Here is a 17,497-nt window from a genome sequence, read left to right on the forward strand (position 1 = left end):
CCGCACGCTCAGCGCCGAAGGCCGATGCGGGAGGCGACTCGGGAGAGCCGGAACCAGTAGAAGCCGTGCCCCGCGAGGGTGAGCAGATAGGGCAGTTCACCGATGGCGGGGAAGCGCACCCCGCCGATCAGCTCGACCGGATGCCGGCCGTTGAAGCGACGCAGGTCCAGTTCGGTGGGCTGGGCGAACCGGGAGAAGTTGTGGACGCAGAGGACCAGGTCGTCCTCGTACTCGCGCAGGAACGCGATCACGGCCGGGTTCGACGACTGGAGTTCGGTGTAGGACCCCAGTCCGAAGGCAGGATTCTGCTTGCGGATCTCGATCATCCGGCGCGTCCAGTGGAGCAGCGAGGACGGGGAGGACATCGAGGCCTCGACGTTGGTGACCTGGTAGCCGTAGACGGGGTCCATGATCGCCGGCAGGTAGAGGCGTCCCGGGTCGCAGGAGGAGAAGCCGGCGTTGCGGTCGGGGGTCCACTGCATGGGGGTGCGGACGGCGTCGCGGTCGCCGAGCCAGATGTTGTCGCCCATGCCGATCTCGTCGCCGTAGTAGAGGATCGGCGAGCCGGGGAGGGAGAGCAGCAGGGCGGTGAAGAGTTCGATCTGGTTGCGGTCGTTGTCGAGGAGGGTGGCGAGCCGCCTGCGGATGCCGATGTTGGCGCGCATCCGTGGGTCTTTGGCGTATTCGGCCCACATGTAGTCGCGTTCCTCGTCGGTGACCATTTCGAGGGTGAGCTCGTCGTGGTTGCGCAGGAAGATGCCCCACTGGCAGCCGGAGGGGATGGCGGGGGTCTTGGCGAGGATCTCCGAGACGGGGTAGCGGGATTCCCGGCGGACCGCCATGAAGATCCGGGGCATCACGGGGAAGTGGAACGCCATGTGGCATTCGTCGCCGCCCTTTTCGTAGTCGCCGAAGTAGTCGACGACGTCCTCCGGCCACTGGTTCGCCTCGGCCAGCAGCACGGTGTCCGGATACATGGCGTCGATCTCGCGCCTGACCCGCTTCAGGAACTCGTGGGAGGCCGGCAGGTTCTCGCAGTTGGTGCCCTCTTCCGCGTACAGATAGGGCACCGCGTCCAGGCGGAAGCCGTCGATGCCCAGGTCCAGCCAGAACCGCAGCGCGGCCAGGACCTCCTCCTGCACCGCCGGGTTCTCGTAGTTGAGGTCCGGCTGGTGGGAGAAGAAGCGATGGAAGTAGTACTGGCCGCGCACCGGATCGAAGGTCCAGTTGGAGACCTCGGTGTCGACGAAGATGATCCGCGCGTCCTGGTACTGCTTGTCGTCGTCCGCCCACATGTAGTAGTCGCCGTACGGACCGTCGGGGTTCGTCCGGGACTCCTGGAACCACGGGTGCTGGTCGCTGGTGTGGTTGACGACGAAGTCGATGATCACGCGCATGCCGCGCTGGTGGGCCGCGTCTACGAAGTCCACGAAGTCGGCGAGGTCACCGAACTCGGGGAGTACCGCGGTGTAGTCGGAGACGTCGTAACCGCCGTCCCGCAGCGGGGACTTGAAGAAGGGCGGCAGCCAGAGGCAGTCGACACCGAGCCACTGCAGATAGTCGAGCTTCGCGGTCAGACCCTTGAGGTCGCCGATGCCGTCACCGTCGCTGTCCTGGAAGGAACGCACCAGGACCTCGTAGAAGACGGCGCGTTTGAACCACTCCGGGTCCCGGTCCTTGGCAGGCGTGTCCTCGAAGGTGTCCTGGACGGGGTCGTTGACAGTCATGACGCGCTGGGCCCTCCGTTCGCTGGTGTCGGTCGCCCTACCTGGAGCACATGCGCCGGCGCCCGGCCGGGCGTGAGACGTACATAGTTGGTCCTGCCCCACGTGTAGGTCTCACCTGTCAGTTCGTCCCGCACGGACAGGGCGGAGTTGCTGTCCAGGCCGAGTCGCGGCATGTCCAACGAGACCGTGGCCTCCTGGGTGTGGTGCGGATCGAGGTTGACGACCACCAGGACCGCGTCCGCCCCGGCACGCTTGCTGTACGCGAGGACGGAGTCGTTGTCCGTGTGGTGGAAGCTCAGGTCGCGCAGCTGCTGGAGCGCGGGGTGCCGGCGCCGGACGGTGTTGAGGCGGGTGATGAGGGGGGCGATGCCGTCGGTGTCGGCGCGGGTCCAGTCGCGGGGTTTGAGCTGGTACTTCTCGGAGTCGAGGTATTCCTCGCCGCCTTCCCTGAGGGGGGTGTTCTCGCAGAGTTCGTAGCCGCTGTAGATGCCCCAGGTGGGGGAGAGGGTGGCGGCCAGGACGGCGCGGACCTCGAAGGCGGGGCGGCCGCCGTGCTGGAGGTAGGCGTGCAGGATGTCGGGGGTGTTGGCGAAGAAGTTCGGCCGCATCCAGGCGGCGCTCTCGCCGGACAGCTCGGTGAGGTACTCGGTGAGTTCCTGTTTGGTGTTGCGCCAGGTGAAGTACGTGTAGGACTGCTGGAAGCCGGTCTGGGCGAGGGTGCGCATCATCGCGGGGCGGGTGAAGGCCTCGGCCAGGAAGATCACGTCGGGGTCGGTGCGGTTGATCTCGGCGATCACCCGTTCCCAGAACACGATCGGTTTGGTGTGGGGGTTGTCGACGCGGAAGATCCGTACCCCGCAGTCCATCCAGTGCCGCAGCACCCGGACCGTCTCGGCGGTCAGGCCGGGCATGTCGGTGTCGAAGGCGAGGGGGTAGATGTCCTGGTACTTCTTCGGCGGGTTCTCGGCGTAGGCGATGGTCCCGTCGGGCCGGTGGTGGAACCACTCGGGGTGTTTCTCCACCCAGGGGTGGTCGGGCGAGCACTGGAGCGCGAAGTCGAGGGCGATCTCCAGGCCGTGCCGGCCGGCCTCGGCCACGAACCACCGGAAGTCCTCCAGGGACCCCAGGTCCGGGTGCACGGCGTCGTGCCCGCCCTCCGGGGAACCGATCGCCCACGGCACGCCCACGTCCTCGGGATCAGCGCTCAGAGTGTTGTTGCGGCCTTTGCGGAAGGTGGTTCCGATGGGGTGGATCGGCGGGAGGTAGACGACGTCGAAGCCCATCTCCGCGATGGCCGGCAGCCGGCGGGCCGCTGTCCGGAACGTGCCGTGCGGCCGCTCGGGCGTGCCCTCGGAGCGTGGGAAGAACTCGTACCAGGAGCCGTACAGGGCCCGCTCGCGCTCGACGAGCAGCGGCAACGGCTCGGAGCACGTGACCAGTTCCCGCAGCGGATGCCGGGTCAGGATCTCGTCGACCTCGGGAGCCAGCGCGCTCGCCAGCCGGGTGTGCAGGGGGAGGGTGTCGTCGCCCAGGGCCCGGGCCGCCGCCACGACCCGTTCCCGCTCCGGTCCCCCGGGCATCCGGGCGGCCGCGCGCGCGTACAGCTCGGTGCCCTCATCCAGGACCAGACCGGTGTCGATGCCCGCCGGGATCTTCACCCGCGCATGCCGCCGCCAGGTGGTGAGCGGGGCGCTCCAGGCCTCGACGTGATACGTCCAACGGCCCGGTTTCCCGTCCACGGTGACCTCGGCGCCCCAGCGGTCGGTGCCGGGGACCAGCTCCCGCATCGGCGCCCAGGGACCGGGCCGGCCCTCGGGGTCGCACAGCACCACGTTGGCGCCGACGGCGTCATGACCCTCGCGGAAGACGGTGGCGGTGACCTGGAAGGTCTCGCCGGGGACCGCCTTCGCCGGACGCCCGCCGCCGTCCACGGCCGGTTGCACGTCACGCACCGGAACACGGCCGATGGCCTCTGTCGCCTTCATGGGTCTCACCTCCGCCGTGCGCGGAGCCGGGCCCGGGGCCCCGCTCCGCAAGTCCGTAGTGCGCGGGAGGACGAGGCGTCCTCCCGCGGGGTCCCCCTGCGGATCACTGCCTCGCGGAGCTCCGGTCCGACGGCGGACCCCGTCGGACCTTCTCGCTCAGCTGGGCCCGCCCGCCCTGTTCCCGCAGATAGGTGACGAGGCTGGTGCGCAGATAGCGCTCGGCCGCGTCCACCGCCTCCCGGGCGCAGCGCTTGCCCATCAGCACACACAGCGTGTAGCCCGAGTCCTCGAAGGTGGACCGCACCTCGCGGTCCTGCGGCGAGGCGAGCATGACGCGCTCCCACGCCCGGTAGCGCCGCAGCTGCCGGGCCACCTCGGCCTTCGCGGGTAGCAGCATGGCCGTGTCTTTCCTTCCGACGCTCTCGAATGGGCACGTGTCCCCGACGTTCGGGGAGCGTCCGGGCACGGAAGGGCACGGAGCCGTTACGGCGAATCGAGGCTTTCACTCATGGTGCACGGACAGCGACGGAGCGTCTTGTTGGATCTTCAACGACCTCATGCGTCTCTCAGGTTGCACGAATGGCGTAGCGCCCGCACTGTGGGAAGTGACTCAGAAGCGATGAGTACTCACGCTGCGCGTCCGGAACGGATTTCCGGACGGGTGAGGGGAGCGGGAGCCGCGCCGGGTGAGGAGCCAGCGACGATGAAGACCGCAGTGCCCTGCTACTACCACCTCGACGTGGAGGTCAGCCCGGAACGGGTGGGACAGGTCAGCCGCATCCTGGCCGCCCATCTCCGCTACTGGGACCTCGACAACGTCGTGGACCCCGTCTGCCGCGGTGTCGAACTGCTGCTGACCGCCATCGACCAGCACGCGACGGACAAGCACACGTCCATCGAGATGTGGTGGAACGGGCAGCACCTCATCACCGCCATCGGCGACGACGACCGCGACCTGCGTCCCGACCAGGACCTGCGGTCGTGCCTGGCGCACCTCGCCGCCACCAGCGACGGCTGGGGGTGCTGTGCCCCGGAGACCGGCAGCAAGATCATCTGGTTCTCGCAGCGAGCCCGGTCCGGTGAGCGCGTCCCCCTGGTCCCGACCGCGCCCGCGCCCAGCCTGCGCCGGACGCTCCGGGTGCCCCGCGCCGTCCCCGTCGCCCTATTGGCCGAATCCGCCGAAGGCGTCCTGGAGGGCGCCCGGTGACGGCTCGGAAGTCCCGGAAAGGGGTGCCCGTGTGGAGCGGGCACCCCTACCCGTTGGGTGCCTCCTTCGACGGACAGGGCACCAACTTCGCCCTGTTCAGCGAGGTCGCCGAGCGGGTCGAGCTGGTCCTGGTGAACAACGCCGGCGCCCGGCGGCCGGTGCCGATGACCGAGGTCGACGGCTTCGTCTGGCACGCCTACCTGCCCGGCGTCGGGCCGGGGCAGCGCTACGGCTACCGGGTGACCGGCCCCTGGGACCCGGAGGTCGGCCACCGGTGCAATCCGGCGAAGCTGCTCCTGGACCCGTACGCCCGGGCGGTCGACGGCCAGATCGACAACCACGCGTCGCTGTACGAGCGCACGCCCGGCGGGCCGTCCCCGGCGGACAGCGCCGGGCACTCCATGCTCGGTGTGGTCACCGACCCCTACTTCGACTGGGGCGACGACCGTCCGCCCCGGCGGTCCTACTCCGACTCGGTGATCTACGAGGCCCACGTCCGCGGCCTCACCCGCACCCATCCGGAGGTGCCCGAACGGCTCAGGGGCAGTTACGCCGGTCTCGCGCACCCCGCGGTCATCGAGCACCTGACCTCGCTCGGCGTCACGGCGGTCGAGCTGATGCCGGTCCACCAGTTCGTGCAGGACGGGGTGTTGCAGGACCGGGGGCTGTCCAACTACTGGGGCTACAACACCATCGGCTTCTTCGCCCCGCACCACGCCTACGCCGCCTTCGGCAGCCGCGGCCAGCAGGTCGACGAGTTCAAGGCGATGGTCAAGGCGCTGCACACGGCCGGCCTCGAAGTGATCCTCGACGTGGTCTACAACCACACCGCCGAGGGCAACGAGATGGGCCCCACGCTGTCCTTCCGGGGCATCGACAACGCCTCCTACTACCGGCTGGTGGACGGCGACTGGGCGCACTACTACGACACCACCGGCACCGGCAACAGCCTGCTGATGCGCCACCCCTACGTCCTCCAGCTGATCATGGACTCGCTGCGGTACTGGGTCACCGAGATGCACGTCGACGGCTTCCGCTTCGACCTCGCGGCCACCCTGGCGCGGCAGTTCCACGAGGTGGACCGGCTTTCGGCGTTCTTCGACCTGATCCAGCAGGACCCGGTGATCAGCCGGGTGAAGCTGATCGCCGAGCCCTGGGACGTGGGGGAGGGCGGCTACCAGGTCGGCAACTTCCCGCCGCTGTGGTCGGAGTGGAACGGCAAGTACAGGGACGCCGTACGGGACTTCTGGCGGGCCGAGCCGGGTTCGCTCGGCGAGTTCGCCTCCCGGCTCACCGGCTCCTCCGACCTGTACCAGCACCGGGGGCGGCGGCCGCGCGCGAGCGTCAACTTCGTCACCGCGCACGATGGTTTCACCCTGCGCGACCTGGTGTCGTACAACGACAAGCACAACCAGGCCAACGGCGAGGGCAACCGGGACGGCGAGAGCCACAACCGGTCCTGGAACTGCGGCGCCGAGGGCGACACCTTGGACCCGGCCGTCCTCGAACTCCGGGCCCGCCAGCAGCGCAACTTCCTCGCCACCCTGCTGCTGTCCCAGGGCATCCCGATGCTCAGCCACGGCGACGAATTCGGCCGCACCCAGCGCGGCAACAACAACGCCTACTGCCAGGACAACGAAGTCTCCTGGACCGACTGGGAACTCACCGAGGAACAGCGGACGCTCAGCGACTTCACCCGCTACGTCATCGGACTGCGCGCCGCCCACCCCGTACTGCGCCGGCGCCGCTTCTTCCGCGGCGAGACCGCCGTGCACCCTGGACAGCCACTGCCCGACCTGGTCTGGCTGCTGCCCGACGCCCGTGAGATGACCGACCGGGACTGGCAGCGCCCCGACGCGCACTCGGTCGGCGTCTTCCTCAACGGCGACGCCATCGCCGAACGCGACCCCTACGGCCGGCGCCTGGTCGACGACTCGTTCCTGCTGCTCCTCAACAGCTTCTGGGAACCGGTCGACTTCCGGCTGCCCGACGAGTCCTACGGCGAGCGCTGGACGGCCCTCATCGACACCGCCGAGCCCGACGGCATCCCCGACGAACGCGAACGCAAGGCGGGCACCAGGCTGCGCGCCGAGGCCCGCAGCCTGGTCCTGCTGTCCCGGCCCTCCCGCGGCAAGGACTGAGGAACCGAGGGAATCAGGCGAGCAGGGGGCGCACGGTCACGGTGAACTGCGCACCGTCCGGGTCGCGCAGGATGGCCTCGGTGTCCTTCTCCTGGAGGACACTGCCGCCGTGCTTCTCGGCCGCCCGTGCGCACTCGCCGACGTCGTTCACCGCGAAGTGGATCTGCCAGTGCGGCCGTACCGTGGGATCGGGGGCCGCCTCCACCGCCCCGGAGTCGATCCGGGCCACGGCGTCGCCCCGGCTGCGCAGCACCACCTCGCCGCCCTCGTACTCCACCTCGCAGCAGCCCTGCTTGTCGGAGGCCCAGCCGAGGACCTCGCCGTAGAAGATCGCCGAGTCGAAGGCGTTGCGGGTGTGCAGGCGGATGAAGGTGGGGGCGGCCTCCCGCCAGGTCTCCCAGTTGGATACCAGGTCGCCCTCCCAGATGCCGAAGATCGCCCCGTCCCGGTCGGCGAGCAGCGCGGCACGGCCGGGCGGGAAGGACAGCGGCCCCACCGCCGGCGTGCCGCCGCGCTCGCGGGCCCGGGCGACCGCCTCGTCCGCGTTCTGGACGGCGAAGTACGGCGTCCAGGCCACCGCCATCTGCCACATCGCGGCGACCGCGGCGATCCCCGCGACCGGCACCCCGTCCGCCAGGGCGATCCGGAAGTGGTCGCCCAGCCGGACACTGCGCCATCGCCAGCCGAGCACGGCGCTGTAGAAACTCTCGGTCGTCTGTACGTCGCGGCTGGTCAGGCTCACCCAGCACGGGGCGCCGAAGACCGAGTGCGTGGAGACGACCTCTCGCTGCTTCTTCGCGGGGCCGGGGGCAGGCGTGTCGTTGTTCATGGCACTCGCGTCCTGGGGTCGGGGCCGGCGGGGGAACCGGTCTGTCACCAGTCTCCAACCGGCAGCGGCCGGGGTGCCTGCCGAGTACCCCGGTGGCACTCCGCCAGACGAGTGAGGACGATGGGGGAGTGAGCGAGAGCGAGGCGGATTCGGTCCTCCATCTCCGGGAGGAGATCGACCAGCTCAAGGAGGCCATCGCCTCCCATGCCGTGGTGGACCAGGCGATCGGGATGGTGGTCGCGCTCGGCCGGGTCAGCCCCGACGAGGGGTGGGAGGTGCTCAAGGAGGTCTCCCAGCACACCAACATCAAGCTCCGCAACGTCGCGGAGCTGATCCTCGTGTGGGGGCGTACCGGGGACATGCCCGCCGAGATCCGTGCCGAACTGGAGGACGCCCTCGACCGGTACGGGCCGACGCAGATCCCCGGTGCACCGTCCGGGTGAGACTCAGCCCGCCTCGGTCAGCAGCTCCTCGCGCAGCCGCTCGAAGCAGGCGCTGAGCAGGCGGGAGACGTGCATCTGCGAGACGCCCAGCTGCTCGGCGATCCGGCTCTGTGTCATGCCGCGGAAGAACCGCAGGTAGAGGATGAGCCGGTCACGCTCGGGAAGGCCCTGGAGACAGGGCTCGGCCGCGGCGCGGTCGACGACCAGGTCGTAGCCGGGGTCGGGGCCGCCCAGCGTGTCGCCGAGCGCGTAGCCGTCGGCGCCGGACACCTCGGCGTCCAGCGACAGCGCCGAGAAACAGTCCAGGGCCTCCATCCCGGTGTGCACCTCGCTCTCGGTGAGCTGGGCCCGCTCGGCGATCTCGGCCACGGTGGGCGCGCCGCCGGGGGAGGTCTGGTCCAGCTCCTTGAGGGCGACCCGGACCCGGTTGCGCAGCTCCTGGACCCGGCGTGGCACGTGCAGGGTCCACATGTGGTCCCGGAAGTGGCGCTTGATCTCGCCGGTGATCGTCGGCACGGCGTACGCCTCGAAGGCCCTGCCGCGCGCGGGGTCGTAGTGGTCGACGGCCTTCACCAGTCCCAGCGCGGCGACCTGGCAGAGGTCTTCCAGGGCCTCCCCGCGGCCGCGGAACCGTACGGCGATCCGCTCGGCCATGGGCAGCCAGAGTTCGACCAGTCCGTCCCGCAGGGCGCGGCGCTCCGGGCCCTCGGGCAGGCCGGCCAGCCGGACGAAGTCCGCTGCCGTGTCGGGCGCGTCGTCGTGGGGGTGGGGCCTGGTGGTGGCGACGGTGGCGGTGGTGGCACGCATGGGGCGCACCTCCCTCAGCGGGTGCTGTGTGGACGGACACCGTGGGAGGAACGCACTCGGACCCCGGGGAGAACACGGGGGCACCGGCGGAAAGCGGCTCCCACGCACGTGCCTCCGGTCCGAAGCACTGAACAGCCAATGCCCCGAATAGGGCATAACCAAACAATTCGCGGGCCCCCTTGACCGTTCGATGGGTGGGATTACCTCTGTAACAGAGGTAATCTTCCAGGTGTGAAATCGGAGACCTTTCCGGAAGAGCTGGCCGACGCGCTCGTCGGGATCCAGCGGCTGATCCGCCGCCGGCTGCGCCGCGGACTCGCGCTGCCCCGGCTGCGCGGCGCCGAGGTGGAGCTGCTGCGCCTGGTCGAGTCGCGGCCCGGGATCGGCATCTCGGACGCGGCCAAGGAGCTGTACCTGGCGAGCAACTCGGTGTCGACCCTGGTCAACCAGCTGGTCAAGGACGGCTACCTGCTCCGCGAGACCGACCCCGCCGACCGCCGGGCCGCCCGGCTGCTGCTGACCGAGGCCGCCGAGAAGCGGCTCGCCGACTGGCAGCGGCGCCGCGCGGACCTCGTCGTGAGCCATGTGTCCCGGCTCGACGAGGCGGACCGGGCGGCGCTGAAGGCGGCGCTGCCGGCGCTGCGCAGGCTGGCCGTCACCCTGCACGAGGAGGCCGAGGAATCATGACGCCGGACACCACCGCAGTCGCCTGCACGGGGCTCTCGTACACCTTCGGGGAGACCAGGGCCGTGGACGGGCTCGACCTGACCGTCGGCGAGGGCGAGGTCTTCGGCCTGCTGGGCCCCAACGGCGCCGGCAAGACCACCGCCATCCGCTGCATCACCACCCTGCTTCCGGTTCCCGCCGGGATGGTCCGCGTCTTCGGCCACGACACCGGCCGGGAGCGGATGGCCGTCCGCAGACTGCTCGGCTACGTCCCGCAGCAGCTGTCCGCCGACAGCGGGCTCACCGGACGCGAGAACGTCGCCCTGTTCGCCCGGGTCTTCGACGTCTCCCGGCGCGAGCGCGCCGAGCGGGTCGCGCAGGCGCTGGAGGCCGTCGACCTCGCCGACGCCGCCGACCGGCTCGCCGGCACCTACTCCGGCGGTATGGTCCGGCGCCTCGAACTGGCCCAGGCGCTGGTCAGCGCGCCCCGGCTGCTGATCCTCGACGAGCCGACCATCGGCCTCGACCCGATCGCCCGCACCGGCGTGTGGGACCAGATCAACGCCGTACGCGAAGCCACCGGGATGACCGTCCTGGTCACCACCCACTACATGGACGAGGCAGACCAGCACTGCGGCCGGGTCGGCCTGATGCACCGCGGCCGCATCCGCGCCCTCGGCACCCCCGACGAGCTCAGGCGGGGCCTCGCCGAACGCCGGGGCACCGACACCCTGCCCACCCTCGAAGACGTCTTCCGCGACGTGGCCGGCAGCGGCCTCGACGACCAGTCAGGAGGATTCCGCGATGTCCGAAGCACCCGCCGCACCGCGAACCGCGTCGGCTGAGCGCACGGCGGCACCATCCCTGCTGCTGACGCCGCCCCAGCCGCGCTCCGGGTGGCGGCTGCTGCCGGCCCGGGTGGTCGCCATGTGCGCCGTCGAGCTCCAGAAGCTCCGCCACGACCGCACCGAGCTCTACACCCGGGCGATACAACCGGCCCTGTGGCTGCTGATCTTCGGCCAGACCTTCACCAGGATCAAGGCGATACCCACCGGCGGCATCCCCTACATCGACTACCTCGCACCCGGCATCATCGCCCAGTCCGCGATGTTCATCGCCATCTTCTACGGCATCCAGATCATCTGGGAACGCGACGCCGGCATCCTCAACAAGCTCCTGGTCACCCCCACCCCGCGCTCGGCCCTCATCACCGGCAAGGCCTTCGCGGCCGGGGTGAAGTCGCTGATCCAGGCCGTCGTGGTGATCGTCATCGCCGCGATCCTCGGGGTCTCGCTCACCTGGAACCCGCTGAAGCTGCTCGGGGTCGGGCTGGCCGTCGTCCTCGCCTCCGCCTTCTTCTCCTGCCTGTCGATGAGCATCGCGGGCATCGTCCTCAGCCGCGACCGGCTGATGGGTATCGGACAGGCGATCACCATGCCGCTGTTCTTCGGCTCCAACGCCCTCTACCCGGTGGCGATCATGCCGGGCTGGCTCCAGGTGGTCAGCAAGATCAACCCGCTGAGCTACCAGGTCGACGCGCTGCGCGGGCTGCTGCTCGGCACGCCCTCGCATCTCGGCCTCGACTTCGCCGTGCTGGCGGTCGCCGCCGCTCTCGGTATCGCCGCCGCCTCCTCGCTGCTCGGCCGCCTGGCCCGCTGATCTTGCCGCGGGTGGGACGCCGACGTGATGTGCGGCACGCGCCTGTGTCCCGCCCCGGAGGCCCGGGGCGGGATAACCGCTGCGCAAGGCTTTGATCAGCGATCAAAGCGGGCGAACCCCCTGGCCACAGCGCATTCCGTGCATTTGACAGTGCGCTGAGGGCACAGATAAACAGCGGGGGTCGAAAGGGGCACTGTGTACGAGCCGAACGTGGTCGGGGACTGGCACGAGTACGACGAGCATGCCGGTCTGCGGGTCCGCGTCCACCGCCTGGAGAAGTCCGAGCCGCCGCGCGGCCGGGACGACGCCGCGGCCGGGCTGACGTACTTCTGTGTCCGGGTGACCGTCGAGAACCGCGGGTCCCGTCACTTCGGCGTCCAGCTGGAGGACGGCCAGATCGACGTGCGGGTGGGCCCCGACGGGGAGGGCGCGGTCATCGACTGGCGCAGCTCCCAGTTCATCGAGGGCTTCGACGTCTACCCGCTGCGCCGCGCCACCGCCGTGCTCTACGCCGCCGGCCCGGAGGCCGCCCTCACCCAGGTGGACATCCAGATCCAGCTGCGGGTCGACGAGGACTGGACCGACCGGCGGCTGTGGGCGGGCGGCATCGGCGTACTGGAGTCGACGACCGCCACGGCTTGCCAGAGCGCGGCACCGGGCAGCCTGGCCCACCAGGTGACCGCCTTCCTCAAGGACCAGACCGAGCCCGGCCCGACTGCTCCCTGAGCGACAACGCGCCCCGTAAGGGGCACGGGGCTGTATTGAATGTGCGGCTACCGCCGCGAGGGCGCGAGCAACCCCCACGCGCCCGCAGCCGAACGATGACACATCCCGGCGCCACCAGCGGAGCGCCTAGTGCGGGATGCCGTCGATGATCTCGCGGGCGCCCTGCCGCAGCAGGGCCACGGCGACCGAGGTGCCGAGCGTGGCCGGGTCGAGCCGGCCGGCCCATTCGTGCGCGTTCAGCCGGGTCTTGCCGTCCGGGGTGAACACACAGGCGCGCAGCGACAGTTCGCCGCCGCCGTCGACCCGGGCGTAGCCGGCGATGGGGCTGTTGCAGTGCCCCTGGAGGACGTGCAGGAACATCCGCTCGGCGGTGGCCTCCCGGTAGGTGTCCGGGTCGCCGAGCTCGCTCACCACGTCGATCAGCTCGGTGTCGCCCTCCCGGCACTGCAGCGCGAGGATGCCCGCGCCGATCGGCGGCATCATCGTCTCCGGGTCGAGGACCTCGCTGATCACGTCCGTACGATCGATCCGCTCCAGGCCCGACAGCGCGAGCAGCAGGGCGTCGGCGTCCCCGGCGGCGAGCTTCTCCAGGCGCCGGTTGGCGTTGCCGCGGAACGGCACGCACTCCAGATGCGGATGGGTGGCCGCCAGCTGGGCGATCCGGCGGACCGCGGAGGTGCCGATCCGGGTGCCCGGCGGCAACTGGTCCAGGGTGAGCCCGCCCGGGTGAACCAGGGCGTCACGGATGTCGTCCCGCTTCAGGAACGCCGCGAACACGGTTCCGGCGGGCAGCGGCCGGTCCGCCGGCACGTCCTTCACACAGTGCACGGCGAGATCCGCCTCGCCGGCCAGCAGCGCGGCGTCCACCTCCTTGGTGAACGCCCCCTTCCCCTCCACCTGGGACAGGTCGCCCAGCCACTTGTCGCCGGTCGTCCTGACCGGCACGACCTCGGTGCGCACGTGCGGATGCAGGGCGGCCAACTCGGCCCGGACACGGGCCACCTGAGCGAGCGCCATCGGAGAGTCTCGGGAGACGATGCGGATCAACTCGGGCACGGACATGGGGACACGATAGACCTTCGTGCCGGCCGCGGATTCCGACATCCTGTCGGCTGCCGTGCACGCCGCCGTGGCCGGGCCGGGCGCCGTGCGCAGCGGGCAAAGGTACTCCGCAGGTCACGGCGCCCGGCCGGGCGCCGGGGTCAGGCGCCCGGGTCGAAGGTGATTCCCGACGGCTTGGCCGAGGTGAGGTGGGAGGCGAAACTGGCGTCCTTGAGGCCGAAGTTGGCGCTGCCGAAGTCGTAGGCGCTCAGCTTGTCGCGCAGGCCGGCCGGGTAGCCGTTCCAGCCGACCAGCGGCGGGTACTGCCAGGTGCCCTTGTGGTTCTCCGGCGGCTCGTCGTTGGAGTTGGCCAGCCGGAAGCAGTGCGTGCTGACGCCGTCCTTGTGGTAGACGATCTTCGCGTGGGTGCCGTCGAAGCGGACCTCGGACGCGGCGTGCACGGTGAACGAGCCGTGGTTGGACGTCGACACGTACTTGATCTGGCCGCTCTGCACCCACACCACGACGTGCTCCCAGTCGTGCCGGTGCCCGCCGATGCTGCTGCCCGCGATCGCCTGGTCCTTCTCGAAGTACAGGCCGTACAGGTAGGCGCACCAGCCGTTGTTGCACTTGTAACGCGAGTAGCTGTTGGTGTTGTCGAGGTCGGAGGCGTCCCGGCACGAGCCGTTGAGCGCGCCGGTCGGGTTGAGGCCGCCGTTGACCGTGCCGTCGGGGCCGATCGCGGGCGTCGAATAGCAGCCGTCGGTGTCGTAGTCGAAGGCCGGCTGGTAGGTCTTCTCGACCGTCTCGGCGTTGGCGGGCAGCGCCTGCGGAGGGGCGGCGAAGGCGGCGGCGGGGAAGGCGACGACCAGGGCGGCGGCACCGGCGAGTCCGGTCAGCCATCTGCGGCGACCGATGCGGAACGTCCGTGACGACACGGAGGCCTCCAACTGCTGTGGGGGGAAGGGAGGTTCAGCTTCCTCTTCGGTCAAGACTTTGCCAAGACGTCCCGGGCGTCCCGCTGGTGAAGCCCCGCCCAACAGTCGGTCGGTGTACGCCGGATCGGCACCGGCGGCGGTCAGCCGATGCCGTCCGGCAGGTCCGCCGCCGACTCCTCCGGCGTGAGGTCCGGGCGCAGCCGCAGCCAGGACGGCTGGCGCAGCAGCCCGGCCCGGGTCCGGGTGCTGTAGTTGACCTCGCCGACCAGCCGGGGCAGCACCCAGTGCGCGCCCGGGACCGGCGGGACCGGGTCGAAGGGGCATGCGTCGGTTCCGGCGACCCGCAGCAGCGCGGCCAGTTCGGTCCGTTCCGCCTCGCTCCAGCCGGTGCCCACCCCGCCGACGTACCGCAGCCGTCCGTCGGCGGACCGCTGGCCGACCAGTACCGCGCCCGGCAGCCCGGTCAGCCGCCCCTTGCCCGGCAGCCAGCCGCCGACGATCACGTCCTCGGCGCGCATGTTCCGGATCTTGATCCAGGCACGGGACCGCACCCCCGGCTCGTACACCGAGTCCAGCCGCTTGCAGACCAGGCCCTCAAGGCCGTGCTCCCGGGTGGCCCGCAGCGCCTCGGCGCCGTGCCCGACGACGGCACCGGGCGTCGACCAGTAGGGGCCGTCGAGGCCCAGCGACTCCAGCCGGGTCCGCCGCTGCGCGTAGGGCACCCTCAGCAGCGGGCCGCCCTCCAGGTGCAGCACGTCGAACAGCACCAGGTGGACCGGGACCCGGGCCGCCATCCGTGCCGCCCGGGCCGGGGCGTGGGCCAGGCCCATCCGGCTCTGCAGCAGCTGGAAGTCGGCGCGTCCGCGCTCGTCGAGGGCCAGCACCTCGCCGTCCAGGATCGCCGGTACCCGGCCCAGCATCCCGCCCAGCGGGCGCAGTTCGGGATACGCGGCGGTGATCTCCTCGCCGGACCGGGCGCGCAGCAGCAGTCCGCCGTCGCCGGGCAGATAGACGACCGCGCGCTGGCCGTCCTGCTTGGTCTCGTACGCCCACCGGGCGTCCTGCGCGGCGGGCGGCAGCCTGCCGGGCGTGGCGAGCATGGGCGGGATCAGCGGCAGGGCGGTGGTCACGGCAGAAGATGTGAACCGCGTACGGCAGTGGCACGCGTCCCGTGGCGCCGGTTCCCCCGAACAGCCGTCAGGAGCCGCTCGCCGGGGGCGGCAGCTGTACCAGCCCCGACTGGTGGGCCATCACCACGAGTTGGGCCCGGTCGCGGGCGTCCAGCTTGGTCATCGCCCGGTGGATGTGGGTGCGCACGGTCAGCGGGGAGACGAACAGCTTCCCGGCGATCTCCTCGTTGGAGCGGCCCTGTGCCGCCAGCGCCAGCGCCATCGCCTCGCGCTCCCGCGCGGTGAGCACGCGCAGCTGTTCGGGGGCGGCGAGCCGGGCCCCGGGCGCGGGCGCGGCCGGGAACCTGGTGATGAGTCCCGCCGCCGGACAGGAACGAGGCGAACAACAGCGCCGGCGCCGGCGTGTCGACGGTGCGGGCGTGGTCCTTGGCGTGACGCTGCCAGGGATGCTCAATCGGCCGCTCGGTCGGATTCCCGTGACCACGGCCGGCGATACGGCGGCCGGGCCGGGAGGGAGGTCTCCGCATCAGCTGCTCGGGAACCGGCCCGGACCACCCCGGGCCATCTCGCCCGTTGTCAGGAGGTGTACGGGTACGCCGGTCGGTACCCGGGGAGCGGGCCGCCCCCCGAAGGCACGGCCCGCTCCCCGCGCGTCGCTCAGTGCACCGACTCCGCCGCGGGCTCGACCGGGGCCGGTGCGGGCTCCGCGTCCGCCGGGCGGCGGCCGGGCAGGAAGGAGGCGAGGACGAAGGCCAGCACGGCCGCGCCCGCACCGATCGCCATGACGACCTTGAACGCGTTCTCGGAGGGCAGCGTGGCGCCGCCGAGGCTGATCGTCATCTGAGCAAGGATCACACCGGCGACGGCGCTGGCCACCGACGTACCGATGGACCGCATCAGGGTGTTGAGGCTGTTTGCGGCGGCCGTCTCGGACGCCGGCACGGCACCCATGATCAGCGCGGGCATCGCGCCGTAGGCGAAGCCGACACCGGCGCCGATGACGCAGGAGACCAGGATCAGGTGCCAGACCTCGGACATCAGGGCGATGTTGAGGCCGTAGCCCGCGGCGACGATCACCGCGCCGATCATCAGCGTCACCTTCGGGCCCCTGGCCTTGGTGATCGCGGCCGAGACCGGGGCGAAGGCCATCATGACCAGACCCTGCGGAGCCATCACCAGACCGACCGTCATCATCGACTTGCCCAGGCCGTAGCCGGTCTGGGTCGGCAGCTGGAGCAGCTGCGGCAGCACCAGGGACATCGCGAACATCGAGAAACCGAACGCGATCGAGGCGAGGTTGGTGAACAGCACCTGGCGGCGGACCGTGGTGCGCAGGTCGACCAGCGGCCGGGCGGTGCGCAGCTCGAAGAAGCCCCAGGCGACGAGGACCACGACCGCGAGCGCGAACAGGCCGAGCGTGGTGCCGCTCGCCCAGCCCCAGTCGGCGCCCTTGGAGACCGCGAGCAGCAGCGAGACCAGGCCGACCGCCAGGCCCACGGCGCCGACCGCGTCGAAGCGGCCGCCCGAGCGCACCTTGGACTCCGGTACCAGGAACACGACCAGCGCGAAGGCGACGACACCCAGGGCGGCCGAGGTCCAGAACAGCACATGCCAGTCGAAGTGGTCCGCGATGAAGGCCGCGGCCGGCAGGCCCAGCGCGCCGCCGACGCCCAGTGAGGCGCTCATCAGCGCCGTCGAGCCGGCGAGACGCTCCGGCGGCAGCTCGTCGCGCATGATGCTGATGCCCAGCGGGACCACGGCGGCCGCCAGACCCTGGAGGGTACGGCCGACGATCATCGGGACCAGCTCGTCGCTCAGCGCGCACACCACCGAGCCCGAGACCAGCAGCACCAGGCTGATCAGCAGCATCAGCCGCTTGCCGAACATGTCACCGATACGGCCGGCCACCGGGGTGGCCACGGCGGCGGCCAGCAGGGTCGCCGTCACCGCCCAGGCAGCGTTGGACGCGGAGGCGTCGAGGTACTTCGGCAGCTCCGGGACGATCGGGATCACCAGGGTCTGCATCAGCGAGACGGTGATACCGGCCAGGGCCAGCACCGCCACCACCGCGTTCGGACTGGGGCGTGCCGGTCCCGGGGACCGGGCGGGCTGGACAGGGGCTTCGGACATGGGAGAGGGCCTCCGTAGGCAGAACAGGGAGCGGCGCAGGGCGACACGCAGCGACACGATATACTTTA

General features: G+C 70.8%; 16 protein-coding genes and 1 pseudogene. 7 read left to right on the forward strand and 10 right to left on the reverse strand.

Annotation, left to right across the window (positions count from 1 at the left end; translation table 11 throughout):
* Window positions 1-8 precede the first annotated feature (8 nt).
* The 3 genes from treS to ACGFZQ_RS14030 all read right to left on the reverse strand — a co-directional run bounded on the left by treS (window position 9) and on the right by ACGFZQ_RS14030 (window position 4,109).
* On the reverse strand, window positions 9-1,727 hold the full coding sequence (treS, locus tag ACGFZQ_RS14020) for a maltose alpha-D-glucosyltransferase (protein ID WP_393840562.1): 1,719 nt from the start codon (window positions 1,725-1,727) through the stop codon (window positions 9-11).
* On the reverse strand, window positions 1,724-3,712 hold the full coding sequence (locus ACGFZQ_RS14025; RefSeq protein WP_393840563.1) for an alpha-1,4-glucan--maltose-1-phosphate maltosyltransferase: 1,989 nt from the start codon (window positions 3,710-3,712) through the stop codon (window positions 1,724-1,726). The genes treS and ACGFZQ_RS14025 overlap by 4 nt, the downstream gene beginning before the upstream one ends.
* 103 nt (window positions 3,713-3,815) lie before the next feature.
* Window positions 3,816-4,109, reverse strand: a complete 294-nt coding sequence (locus tag ACGFZQ_RS14030) for a DUF5133 domain-containing protein (protein WP_123971413.1) — start codon at window positions 4,107-4,109, stop codon at window positions 3,816-3,818.
* A gap of 306 nt (window positions 4,110-4,415) precedes the next feature.
* Between ACGFZQ_RS14030 and ACGFZQ_RS14035 the strand changes: the two genes are divergently transcribed.
* Window positions 4,416-4,919, forward strand: coding sequence for a pep a2 (locus ACGFZQ_RS14035; RefSeq protein WP_393840564.1), 504 nt, complete (start codon window positions 4,416-4,418; stop codon window positions 4,917-4,919).
* A gap of 23 nt (window positions 4,920-4,942) precedes the next feature.
* A complete protein-coding gene (glgX, locus tag ACGFZQ_RS14040) occupies window positions 4,943-7,060 on the forward strand; it encodes a glycogen debranching protein GlgX (protein WP_393840779.1) in 2,118 nt (705 codons plus the stop codon).
* A gap of 13 nt (window positions 7,061-7,073) precedes the next feature.
* Here the strand turns inward: glgX and ACGFZQ_RS14045 are convergent, their stop codons facing one another.
* On the reverse strand, window positions 7,074-7,889 hold the full coding sequence (locus ACGFZQ_RS14045; protein WP_382547013.1) for a VOC family protein: 816 nt from the start codon (window positions 7,887-7,889) through the stop codon (window positions 7,074-7,076).
* Between the two features lie 128 nt (window positions 7,890-8,017).
* On the opposite strand from ACGFZQ_RS14045, the gene ACGFZQ_RS14050 reads away from it, so the two are divergent.
* Window positions 8,018-8,332, forward strand: a complete 315-nt coding sequence (locus ACGFZQ_RS14050) for an ANTAR domain-containing protein (RefSeq protein WP_351748741.1) — start codon at window positions 8,018-8,020, stop codon at window positions 8,330-8,332.
* Window positions 8,333-8,335: 3 nt separating this feature from the next.
* Here the strand turns inward: ACGFZQ_RS14050 and ACGFZQ_RS14055 are convergent, their stop codons facing one another.
* Entirely contained in the window at window positions 8,336-9,139 is an 804-nt protein-coding gene (locus tag ACGFZQ_RS14055; RefSeq protein ID WP_351748743.1) for a SigB/SigF/SigG family RNA polymerase sigma factor, read from the reverse strand.
* Window positions 9,140-9,370: 231 nt separating this feature from the next.
* Here ACGFZQ_RS14055 and ACGFZQ_RS14060 point away from each other — a divergent pair, with 231 nt between their 5' ends.
* The 4 genes from ACGFZQ_RS14060 (at window position 9,371) to ACGFZQ_RS14075 (ending at window position 12,190) form a co-directional block, all read left to right on the forward strand.
* Window positions 9,371-9,826: a MarR family winged helix-turn-helix transcriptional regulator gene (locus ACGFZQ_RS14060; RefSeq protein ID WP_393840565.1), complete on the forward strand. Its 456-nt coding sequence runs from the start codon at window positions 9,371-9,373 to the stop codon at window positions 9,824-9,826.
* A complete protein-coding gene (locus ACGFZQ_RS14065) occupies window positions 9,823-10,650 on the forward strand; it encodes an ATP-binding cassette domain-containing protein (RefSeq protein WP_351748746.1) in 828 nt (275 codons plus the stop codon). The genes ACGFZQ_RS14060 and ACGFZQ_RS14065 overlap by 4 nt, the downstream gene beginning before the upstream one ends.
* Complete coding sequence (locus ACGFZQ_RS14070; protein ID WP_351748748.1) at window positions 10,610-11,464, forward strand: ABC transporter permease; 855 nt, start codon at window positions 10,610-10,612, stop codon at window positions 11,462-11,464. Before ACGFZQ_RS14065 ends, ACGFZQ_RS14070 begins: the two co-directional genes overlap by 41 nt.
* 195 nt (window positions 11,465-11,659) lie before the next feature.
* Window positions 11,660-12,190: a hypothetical protein gene (locus ACGFZQ_RS14075; RefSeq protein WP_393840566.1), complete on the forward strand. Its 531-nt coding sequence runs from the start codon at window positions 11,660-11,662 to the stop codon at window positions 12,188-12,190.
* A 126-nt stretch (window positions 12,191-12,316) separates the two neighbouring features.
* On the opposite strand, the gene hemC is transcribed toward ACGFZQ_RS14075, so the two are convergent.
* The 5 genes and pseudogenes from hemC to ACGFZQ_RS14100 all read right to left on the reverse strand — a co-directional run bounded on the left by hemC (window position 12,317) and on the right by ACGFZQ_RS14100 (window position 17,429).
* A complete protein-coding gene (gene hemC, locus ACGFZQ_RS14080) occupies window positions 12,317-13,252 on the reverse strand; it encodes a hydroxymethylbilane synthase (RefSeq protein WP_393840567.1) in 936 nt (311 codons plus the stop codon).
* A gap of 140 nt (window positions 13,253-13,392) precedes the next feature.
* Complete coding sequence (locus ACGFZQ_RS14085) at window positions 13,393-14,169, reverse strand: NPP1 family protein (RefSeq protein ID WP_382547037.1); 777 nt, start codon at window positions 14,167-14,169, stop codon at window positions 13,393-13,395.
* 140 nt (window positions 14,170-14,309) lie between these two features.
* A complete protein-coding gene (locus ACGFZQ_RS14090; protein WP_393840780.1) occupies window positions 14,310-15,269 on the reverse strand; it encodes an ATP-dependent DNA ligase in 960 nt (319 codons plus the stop codon).
* A 97-nt stretch (window positions 15,270-15,366) separates the two neighbouring features.
* Window positions 15,367-15,654 (reverse strand): annotated as a pseudogene (locus tag ACGFZQ_RS14095) (response regulator transcription factor); the annotation flags it as partial.
* 302 nt (window positions 15,655-15,956) lie between these two features.
* Window positions 15,957-17,429: an MFS transporter gene (locus ACGFZQ_RS14100; protein ID WP_393840568.1), complete on the reverse strand. Its 1,473-nt coding sequence runs from the start codon at window positions 17,427-17,429 to the stop codon at window positions 15,957-15,959.
* Window positions 17,430-17,497: the final 68 nt, after the last annotated feature.

It is taken from the genome of Streptomyces sp. NPDC048254, from assembly GCF_043201895.1.
Lineage (GTDB): Bacteria > Actinomycetota > Actinomycetes > Streptomycetales > Streptomycetaceae > Streptomyces.